Origin of the sequence: Banduia mediterranea (assembly GCF_031846245.1) — a bacterium.
In the GTDB taxonomy this organism is placed as follows: Bacteria; Pseudomonadota; Gammaproteobacteria; order Nevskiales; family Nevskiaceae; genus Banduia; species Banduia mediterranea.
Genome location: NZ_JAVRIC010000026.1, coordinates 48,156 through 57,957, shown reverse-complemented (window position 1 = coordinate 57,957; position 9,802 = coordinate 48,156). Strand labels below are relative to the sequence as shown.

Genomic DNA, 9,802 nt, shown 5'->3' with positions numbered 1-9,802 from the left:
ACGACGCGTCATTGACATGGATCAAAAACCGTCGCGCACGCCCTCAGCGCACGCCGGTGGCATTGTCGATCGCGACCTCCGCCAGATGCACATTGCGCTTCGCTGCACAGACCCACCGGCGTGTCCGCACGGCACGGCATCTGTGTTTCCGGCAAGCCGATTGACCCGCGTCAATGCCGAATCCGGCATCTGGGTGGAACGTTGATACGAGTCCGCTGCTTACGGCGGTCGTGATGGAGAATCCTATGAGTCAGTTCAGACAGATCATGCCGGTCACCGTGGGCAAGGCGCAGCACTCGCCGGCGCACGAACGCGCGATCCGGCTCGCGAACGCAAGCGGCGCCGCCTGCATGTGTGCATACTCGGCGAAGCCGGCTCGCCCCCGAAGCGTGAAGCGCCGCTTCAGCGACGGCGGCTCTGGTTCAAGGAGGAGGCGCGGCTTCTGGATGCGCCGAACCCGCAATTCAGTACCGAGGCGATCTGCGATTCCGAACCACTGACTGAGATTCTGGCGCATGTCGTCGAGTTCGGGGCATACGCAAAACCGTTTTCATGCGTGCCTGGTCGGAACATCCCGCGGGACCCGCAAACCCGATTCGGGGAGCCTTGAGCATTTGCTACACCGCGTCGCGTCGCTGCGCTGGCTGGTGATACAGATCGAATCACATCTGGATACGCTGTGGCGCAACGACCTGGAGCATCTGGTCGAAGACTGTGCACAAGCCGTCGGCAAGCGGGCAACGCTGGCCGATCGGAAGCTGATCTTCGACGGTTTCTACCGGGTCAAGAGCTTCAGGGTGGAAGGCTGATGTCGGCGAGCCGCTTTCCGGCAAGACTGGACGTACTGCAAAGCGCAAGCGGCGTCTTTCTGGCGCTGTTCATGTGGCTGCACATGTTTTTCGTCGCCTCGATTCTGCTGGGCAAGGACGCCTTCTGGCACGTGGCCCGCTTCTTCGAAGGCTATTACGTCTTCGGCGAGCCGTATCCGATCCTGGTCAGCGGCGTGGCGCTGTTCGTGTTGGCGATGTTCATCTTTCATGCAGCACTGGCCATGCGCAAGTTTCCGGCCGATTACCGCGGGTACAGCGCCTTTCGCAGGCATGCCGGTGAAATGAAGCACGGCGACACCACGCTGTGGTTCGTGCAGGTCTATACCGGGTTTGCGATGTTCTTCCTCGGCTCGGTACATCTCTACACCATGATGACCCGCCCCGAGTCGATAGGCCCCTACGGATCGGCCGATCGCGTGGTCACCGACTGGTACTGGCCGCTTTACCTGTTGCTGCTTTTTGCCGTTGAACTGCACGGCTCCATCGGCCTGTACCGTGTCGCGGTCAAATGGGGCTGGCTGGAAGGGCGCAAGCCGGCCGCGACGCGCCGCAACATGAAGCGCGCCAGGTGGCTGCTTACCACATTCTTCCTGACGCTGGGTCTGCTGTCGCTGGTCGCCTACATCAGGATCGGCATCGACCATCGCGACAATTACGGTGAGCCTTACGTGCCGCCGAGCCTTGAACAGCCGCTGGAGCCCCGCCGATGAAGCTGGTCTATACCGACGTACTCGTCATCGGCGGCGGCCTGGCGGGCTTGCGCACCGCTATAGGTGTGAAAAGACGCGGCCTGGATACCGTCGTGCTCAGCCTGGTGCCGGCCAAGCGCTCGCACTCGGCCGCGGCCCAGGGCGGCATGCAGGCCAGCCTGGCCAATAGCGCCATGGGACGCGGCGACAACGAGGACGTTCACTTCGAGGACACGGTCAAGGGCTCGGACTGGGGCTGCGACCAGCAGGTCGCGCGCATGTTCGTGCACACGGCTCCCAAGGCCGTGCGCGAACTGGCCGGCTGGGGCGTGCCGTGGAACCGGGTCCGATCCGGTGATCGGGAAGCGGTCGTGAATGCCGAAAAGATCACCATCACCGAGTCGCCCGAGGCGCACGGCCTGATCACCGCGCGCGATTTCGGCGGGACGAAGAAATGGCGCACCTGCTACACCTCCGATGGCACCGGCCACGCGATGCTGTTTACACTGGGCGACCAGTCGATCGCCCACGGCATCCCGGTGATGGAACGCAAGGAAGCGCTCGCACTTATTCATGAGGGCGGGCGCTGCTACGGCGCCGTGGTCCGCGACCTGGTGACCGGTGAACTGACGTCGTTCGTGGCCAAGGCCACGGTGATCGCTACCGGTGGCTATGGCCGGATCTACAAGGTCTCGACCAACGGCATCATCTGCGAAGGCACCGGCATGGGCATCGCACTGGAAACCGGCATCGCCGAACTCGGCAACATGGAGGCCGTGCAATTCCACCCGACCGCAATCGTGCCGGCCGGCATCCTGACCACAGAGGGCTGCCGCGGCGACGGGGGCGTGCTCCGGGACGTCGATGGCCACAGATTCATGCCCGACTACGAGCCGGAGAAGAAGGAGCTGGCCTCGCGTGACGTCGTATCGCGCCGCATGACCGAGCACATGCGCAAGGGCAAGGGCGTAAAGTCACCGTACGGCGATCACCTATGGCTGGACATCAGCCTGCTGGGCCGCGAGCACGTCGAGAAGAACCTGCGCGAAGTCAAGGACATCTGCCATTATTTCCTGGGCATCGATCCAGCCGTCGACTGGATTCCGGTGCGCCCCACCCAGCACTATTCGATGGGCGGCATCCGCACCCGCCACACTGGTGAGAGCACCGCGCTCAAGGGACTGTTCGCCTGCGGCGAGTCGGCCTGCTGGGATCTGCACGGATTCAACCGGCTGGGCGGCAACTCGGTGGCCGAAACCATCGTCGCCGGCATGATCGTCTCGGAATTCATTGCCGACTTCTGTCAATCCGGGGAAAGCGAAATCAGCATTCCCACTGCGCTGGTGCGCGAATTCCATGCACGGGAGCAGGCCAGGCTGGACGAAATTCTGACCTCGAAAGGCAAGGAGCGGGCCAGCGACATTCGCCGGCGAATGGAAGAGATCATGATCAACAAGGTCGGCATCTTCCGCACCGGCACAGAGCTCGACGAGGCAGTCGACGAACTGCAAGATCTGCTGGTTCGCTCGCGCAGTCTCGGCTTGGAAAGCCGCGTGCGCGGCGCCAACCCGGAGCTGGTTGGGGCTTACCGACTGCAGAAAATGCTCAAGGTCGCGCTGTGCGTGGCTGTGGGTGCGCGGCAACGCACCGAGAGCCGCGGCGCTCATTCGCGCGAAGACCATCCGCAACGCGACGACGCCAACTGGCTCAAGCGCACCCTCACGACCTGGAAGGACGAGGGCGACACGCTGCCGGCCGTCGACTACGAGCCTATCGATGTTGCCAGCATGGAGTTGCCGCCGGGCTTCCGCGGTTACGGACAGGCAGACCATCGCAATCACCCGGATACCGAAGCCCGGCTGAGCGAGGTCACCGCGATTCGAGAGCAGCTCTCGGGTGCCGACCGATTCGCGATCCAGAACCGGCTGATGCCGTTCGATCATCAGCTGCCCGAACGCTACCGCGAGAAAAACGAATGTCTTGAAGAACCCGTCGAAAAGACACGATAAATGAATTCACGCACCGTAGGAGCCTGCCATGCGGGCGAACAGCCCCGGAACCCGGCACGGCTGATGTAAACATGAACAAATCGTCCGACCAGGCAAACCGCAGAGAGACGCAGACCGGAATTTCTGACAGGAGCGCACGCCGCCTGACCATAAAAATCCTCCGCCACAACCCGCAGGATCCGGCGTCGGATCCGCGCTTCGAGCGCTACCAGCTCGACGAGGCCCCCGGCATGACGCTGTTTATCGCACTCAACCGGATTCGCGATGAACAGGCTCCGTCACTGCAATTCGATTTCGTTTGCAGGGCGGGCATCTGCGGCAGCTGCGGCATGCTCATCAACGGCCGGCCGGGACTGGCCTGCCGCACGCTGACCAACAAGCTGGACCCGGAAATCACGCTGGCGCCGTTGCCGGTATTCAAGCTCATCGGCGATCTTTCGGTGGATACCGGCGCCTGGGCGCGCCAGATGGGGGAGAAGCTTGAAACCTGGGTACATCAGCACAAAGAACCAGATATCGACCGGCTCGAGGAACGCATGGAACCCGAGCGGGCCGAGGAAATCCACGAACTCGACCGCTGCATCGAATGCGGCTGCTGCATCGCTGCCTGCGGCACCGCGCGCATGCGCAAGGACTTCGTGGGCGCGGCCGGTATCAACAAGCTGTCACGCTTCCGGCTGGACCCCCGCGACGAGCGCAGCGATGAGGACTTCTACGAGCTCATCGGCAATGATGATGGTGTGTTCGGCTGCATGGCCCTGCTCGGGTGCAACGATGTCTGTCCAAAAGAACTGCCTCTCCAGACCCAGCTGGCATTCATGCGGCGAAAGATGGCAAAGTTTGGATAGTAGACGAAAAACGAAAAAGTGGTCGAAAATTTGATGGATTTACCTTTTCGTCTACACGTCCTCGCCGGCCAGGCGCAGCGCCTGGCGTTCCCGGTCATTCAGCGGATCGGCTTCGGACCAGACTTCCACCGCCAAGGCCGGATCGATGGCGCGGGCCCGAAACGCCCGCGGATCTCGTCGACGCTACCCTCGGCACTCACGCGCCCGCCCACCAGCACGAGCACGCGGTCGGCCAGGACTTCGGCTTATTCGAGATAGTGGGTGGTCAGCAACACGCCACGGCCCTCGGCCAGCAGCGTGCGCACCGCCCGCCACAGTGCCGCGCGCGCCTCCACGTCGAGACCGGTGGTCGGTTTGTCCAGAAACAACAGACGTGGCCGGCCGCAGATCGCAAGCGCAACCGCACCAGACGTTTCTGACCGCCGGACAGCTTGCCGTAGCGCCGCTCGACCAGAACCGACAGACCGGCGATCCGCACCGCCTCCGCCAGCGGACGCGGCGCCCAGTGCCCGACGTCAGCCCTTGTCCATGAAATCAGCCCTTGTCCATGAAAATTGTCATGGACAATTGTCATGGCTCCTCCAATCAGGGGACGCATCGTGGCGCAGACCCGGCGTAATCTGGGCCTACCGGCTGATCGCGAGGACGATACGGATGGCCAAGGCGAACCTGACGGCGTCACTGCGCGCCGAGTACGAATCCCTGTTCGAATCCTGCCGCGTGACCGACGGCAAACCCGCCGAAGTCGAGGCCACCGTCGAGACCATCCTTCAACACCGGCCGCGCTACGTGACAGCGGCAAGCCGCAGCGGCGTGCTCTGGTCCTTCATCGCCGCCGTGCACAGTCTCGAAACCGGCCTACACCCGATACGACACCCGCACACCGGATCGGACGCTGGAAAGTCGCGCGTGTTGCGCGTGACCCGCCGCGCGCCGGGCGCAGCACCTATTGCGGCAGGCGCGGCGGCTCGGACAACCCGCCGGCACGCGCACGCCGCACCAACAGCGTGTGCAGCTCCCATTCCTGAGCGGCGTCCATCGGCTTGAGCACGCGCACTTCGCCGCCGGCCTGAACCGCCACCGGTACGCCGTTTTCGAACAGCACGCGGTTGCCAGGCAGACGCGCCAGCCTGTCACCCGGCGTGAGGATGCCGACGAGGTTCAGCGGGTCCGCCGCCGAAATCGAGACGTGTTCGACACCGGCGCCGTGCTCCGGAACCTCGGGCAACTGGCGCAGCGTGGACGCCGCCTCCGGCAGTGCGAACTGCTCGCCGGAAAAACCGCTGACGAAACGACCGCCACGGATTTCGCCGCGTGCCTCCAGACGCCGATAGACGTAGTAAAGCTCGCGCCACGGCGGCAAGCCGTCCTCGCGTTCCAGCAGCTTGCGGAACACCACGCCGTAGCGGTGCAGCAGCACGCGCGCGATGTGTTCCACGTGCGGCGCGGCCAGCGCGGTGCCGTCATCCACCGGTGCGCGGCGGCGGCGCGTCAGCGACCAGCGGCCGGCCTCGTCGAGATTCACCGAGTTGCGCAGGGTGCGGCGGCGCAGGCGGTTGCGCTTTTCGGCCGGCATCACCAGGGCACGCAGGCCAACGAAGGAATCGCAGGTGACCAGCCCCTGGCTGACGAGTTCTCCGAGCGCGTTTTCGAGTTCGCTGCCGATCAGGCCGCAGTCCTGCAGCAGATCGGAATGAAAGCTGGCGCCGTGCGTGCGCAGTTCGTCGAGCACGCGCTGGGCACGCGAGGACAGTGGCGCCTCCTCATCCGGCGTGTGGCCAGCCTGCTGCCAGTGCATCAGGGTTTCGCGCTCGGACAATACGATCGGCGTGGTGCGGATCGGGCCGGCCTTGCGTTTGGCCTCGTCGCCGCCGGCCGGCGCCGGGCGCGCCCAGGCGATGCGCCCGGCCGCGCAGTGATTGTCGAGCATGTAGGGCATGTAGTCGGCGATGCGGGCCGGCAGGATGTCCTCCTCCCAGGCTGCGGCGGGCGCCGGGTAGCCTTCCAGCTGTTTGAGCACGACGAGCAGGGCGGTGCTGCCCTCGCGCCGTTCGTCAGAGGCGCCCTCGCCCTGCGCCAGCCCGTGCCAACGGAACAGGAAGCGCAGGAACTGCGTCGGCGGCACGGTGCGGATTTCGGCGCGGCGCGTGTCCCGGGTGTAGCGATGAATCCGCGCCAGCAGGCGCCGGTCGCACCATTCGCGCGCCGCCGGCGAACTCATGGCGCCGCGCATCACTGCGCCCTCGCCTTCGAGTTGCAACAAGGCGATCTGCACGACCGAAGGTTTCAGCCCGAGGGTTTCGGCGAGCGCGGCTTCGGTCACCGGCCCGAGCAGCTCCATGCGGTTGCGGATGATCTCGCGCAGGGCATCGCCGGGATCGATCGGCTCGCGCACCACCGGATCGATCGACGGTTGCCACACCGCCTGTGGAAACACCGCGATGAATTCATGCAGGCGCTCGGCGGCGACATGCAGCGCCGCGCCGCCCGGCACCTGCAGGCGCGTGGCGCGCCGCTGCCGGTACAGCTCACGCAGACGGGAAGAAACCTCGCCCGCCCCGTCCAGATCGGAATCGCTCAGAAAGCCGAAGCTCAGCATCGCGTCGTGCAATTCGTCGGTATTGCCGATCTCGGGTCGTGCCTCGGAACGCACCAGCTCGATCGCCTGTGGATCGAGGCGGCCGATGTCCGCCGCGGTGCGTAGGTCCATCAGCGGCCTGGTGCTGATCGCACGCGTGCGCCGTTCCTCGGCTTCGCCATCGTCGAGAAAGGCGTAGGGCTTGGCGTTGATGATGGCGTGCGCCAGCGGCGACGGCGAGGCCAGATCGCGGCACACGATCCGCACCTCGTTCGCCTCGATGCGCGCCAGCAGGCGTTCCAGGCCGTCGATGTCCATGACCTCGTGCAGGCAATCGTCCAGGGTCTGGTGCACCAGCGGATGGTCCGGCACTTCGCGGGGGCCCGCCAGGTTTTCGGCGCAGGCCACCTGATCCGGAAACACCACGGTAAGCAGGTCTTCGGCGTCCGAACGCTGGAACTGCGGCGGCACGCGCTTGTTGCCATTCATGCGCCGGATCGCCAACGCCACCGTCGCCACCCAGCGCCAGCGCGTGCCGAACATCGGTGCATCCAGCAAGGCCTGGATCAGCACGTCGCGCACCGTGGCGGACTTGAGAAAGGCCAGGACGTCCTCCAGCGGAAAACTGTGCGTGGGTCCGAGCGACAGCACGATGCTGTCGTCCAGCGCGCTGGCCTGCAGCTCGAAATTGAACTGACGGCAAAAGCGCTTGCGCAGCGCCAGACCCCAGGCGCGATTGACGCGCGAACCGTAGGGCGAATGAATCACCAGATGGGTGTCGCCGACATCATCGAAGAAGCGCTCGAAGATGATCGTGCGTTCGCTCGGCAGGCTGCCCAGCGCTGTCCATGAAGCCGCCAGATAGGCCGTGAGTTGCTCGGCCGCGGCGAGCGGCATGCCGATGTCGTCCCGCAGCCATTGCAGGCAGACATCGGCCCCGTCCGCGAGCTTTTCGACCGCTGTTTCACTGAGGCCGGACACGGCCGCGCTGAGTTCGTCGGTGCGGCCCAGACCTTCGCCCAACCAGAACGGAATCGTCGGCGGCAAACCGTGCGCGTCCTCGACCAGCACCTTGCCGGTCTCGACCCTGGCAAAGCGGTACGAGGCGTTTCCGAGCTGGAAGATGTCGCCGGGGATCGCCTCGAAGGCGAAGTCCTCGCCGATGCTGCCGATGCGATGGCCTTCCGGCAGCAGTAACACCTCGTGGTCGAACTGGTCTGGAATCACGCCGGCATTGGTCACCGCCGTGAGCCTGGCGCCGCGACGCGGGCGCAGCATGCGATTGACCGCGTCGTAGTGGATATAGGCACCGCGCCGTCCCCGGCGCGTGGCATAGCCCTCGGCCAGCATCTGCACGATCTGCTCGAAGCGCTGAAGGCTCAAGGCCTGATACGGCCGGGCGCGACGCAGGCGTTGGTACAGCGCATCCAGCGCCCATTCCTGGCAACTGACCTCGGCCACGACCTGTTGCGCCAACGCATCCAGCGGCGCCTCCGGCACGCGGATGCGGTCCAGTTCACCGCGCTCGATCGCATGCAGCAGCGCCGTGGATTCGAGCAGATCGTCCAGTGCCAGCGGAAACAGGCGTCCTTTGGGAATCGCGCCGATGGCATGGCCGGCGCGGCCGACGCGTTGCAGAAAGGCATTGATCGCGCGCGGCGAGCCGAGCTGGCAAACCAGATCGATGTCGCCGATATCGATGCCCAGTTCCAGCGAACTGGTCGCGACCAGGGCCTTGAGCCGGCCGGCCTTGAGCCGCTGCTCGGCCTTGAGCCGGTGTTCCTTGGCGAGGCTGCCGTGGTGCGCGCTGACGTGCTCCTCGCCAAGCCGTTCCGCCAGATGACGCGACACGCGCTCGGCGACGCGGCGCTGGTTGACGAAGATCAGGGTGGTGCGGTGCTCGGCGATCAGCGTCGCCAGCCGGTCGTAAATCTCGCCCCAGACCTCCGTGGCCATCACCGCCGTCAGCGGCGACTCCGGAATCTCCAGCGCCAGATCGCGTTCGCGAATGTGGCCGGCGTCGATGATGGTGGTGAGGGCGCGCGGCGCCGATTGAGGCTCGGCGCTACGCTCGGGCGCCTGGCCCTCATCCCCGGCCCTTCTCCCGGAGGGAGAAGGGAGACCAGCGCCCCCCATCAGAAAATCCGCCATCGCACCCAAGGGCTTCACCGTCGCCGATAGACCGATGCGGGTCGGCGTCTGCGGACACAGCGCGACCAGGCGTTCCAGGCTCAGCATCAGGTGAGCGCCGCGTTTGCTGCCGGCGACGGCGTGCAGTTCGTCGACGATGATGGTGCGTAGCGAGCCGAACATCTTGCGACCGCTGTCGGAGGTCAGCAGGATGAACAGCGATTCCGGCGTAGTGACGAGAATCTGCGGCGGGCAGCGGCGCATGCGCTCGCGTTCCACCTGTGGCGTGTCGCCGGTACGCACGCCGTCGCTGATCGCCACGTCCGGATAACCAAGTTCGCGCAGCTGCTCGCGTATCCCCGCCAAGGGCTCCTGAAGATTCTTCTGGATATCGTTGGACAGCGCCTTGAGTGGCGACACGTAGAGGACATAGACCTCATTGCGCAGCGTCTGCTGCTGCCCTTCCACGATCAGATCGTTGATCGCCGACAGAAACGCCGCCAGCGTCTTGCCGGAACCGGTCGGCGCCGCGATCAGCGCGTTTCGATGTTGCGAGGTGACCGGCCAGGCGCGCGCCTGAGCCTCGGTCGGCTGACCGAAGCGCGTCTCCAGCCAGCGACTGACCGCCGGGTGAAACGGCTCACCGCTATCGGCGGCGACAGGTCGAAAATCGAAGCGGGTTTGCATCGTGGCATTTTAGGCCCATGCCGCGCTTCTA

The 9,802-nt window shown here is 65.2% G+C and carries 7 protein-coding genes and 2 pseudogenes; 5 read left to right on the top strand and 4 right to left on the bottom strand.

All coding sequences use genetic code 11. The features are described from left to right. On the top strand, positions 1 to 205 hold a 205-nt coding region (locus RM530_RS15670), incomplete at its 5' end, for a hypothetical protein (RefSeq protein WP_311366200.1). Positions 206 to 250: 45 nt separating this feature from the next. On the opposite strand, the gene RM530_RS15665 is transcribed toward RM530_RS15670, so the two are convergent. After that, positions 251 to 517, bottom strand: a complete 267-nt coding sequence (locus RM530_RS15665; protein WP_311366199.1) for a hypothetical protein — start codon at positions 515 to 517, stop codon at positions 251 to 253. On the opposite strand from RM530_RS15665, the gene RM530_RS15660 reads away from it, so the two are divergent. The 4 genes from RM530_RS15660 (at position 516) to RM530_RS15645 (ending at position 4,376) form a co-directional block, all read left to right on the top strand. Beyond that, entirely contained in the window at positions 516 to 809 is a 294-nt protein-coding gene (locus RM530_RS15660; protein WP_311366198.1) for a hypothetical protein, read from the top strand. The two genes, RM530_RS15665 and RM530_RS15660, sit on opposite strands and share 2 nt — an antisense overlap. Beyond that, positions 809 to 1,540: a fumarate reductase cytochrome b subunit gene (locus RM530_RS15655; RefSeq protein WP_311366197.1), complete on the top strand. Its 732-nt coding sequence runs from the start codon at positions 809 to 811 to the stop codon at positions 1,538 to 1,540. Before RM530_RS15660 ends, RM530_RS15655 begins: the two co-directional genes overlap by 1 nt. After that, on the top strand, positions 1,537 to 3,528 hold the full coding sequence (locus tag RM530_RS15650; protein ID WP_311366196.1) for a fumarate reductase flavoprotein subunit: 1,992 nt from the start codon (positions 1,537 to 1,539) through the stop codon (positions 3,526 to 3,528). The genes RM530_RS15655 and RM530_RS15650 overlap by 4 nt, the downstream gene beginning before the upstream one ends. Before the next feature lie 71 nt (positions 3,529 to 3,599). Continuing rightward, complete coding sequence (locus RM530_RS15645; RefSeq protein WP_311366195.1) at positions 3,600 to 4,376, top strand: fumarate reductase iron-sulfur subunit; 777 nt, start codon at positions 3,600 to 3,602, stop codon at positions 4,374 to 4,376. Positions 4,377 to 4,436: 60 nt separating this feature from the next. On the opposite strand, the pseudogene RM530_RS18800 reads toward RM530_RS15645, so the two are convergent. The 3 genes and pseudogenes from RM530_RS18800 to RM530_RS15635 all read right to left on the bottom strand — a co-directional run. Continuing rightward, positions 4,437 to 4,529: pseudogene (locus tag RM530_RS18800) on the bottom strand (DNA-binding response regulator); the annotation flags it as partial. Between the two features lie 8 nt (positions 4,530 to 4,537). Then, positions 4,538 to 4,875: pseudogene (locus tag RM530_RS18795) on the bottom strand (ATP-binding cassette domain-containing protein); the annotation flags it as partial. Positions 4,876 to 5,322: 447 nt separating this feature from the next. Then, positions 5,323 to 9,771 (bottom strand): DEAD/DEAH box helicase, encoded by a 4,449-nt coding sequence (locus tag RM530_RS15635; RefSeq protein ID WP_311366193.1) that lies wholly within the window; start codon positions 9,769 to 9,771, stop codon positions 5,323 to 5,325. Between the last annotated feature and the right edge of the window lie 31 nt (positions 9,772 to 9,802).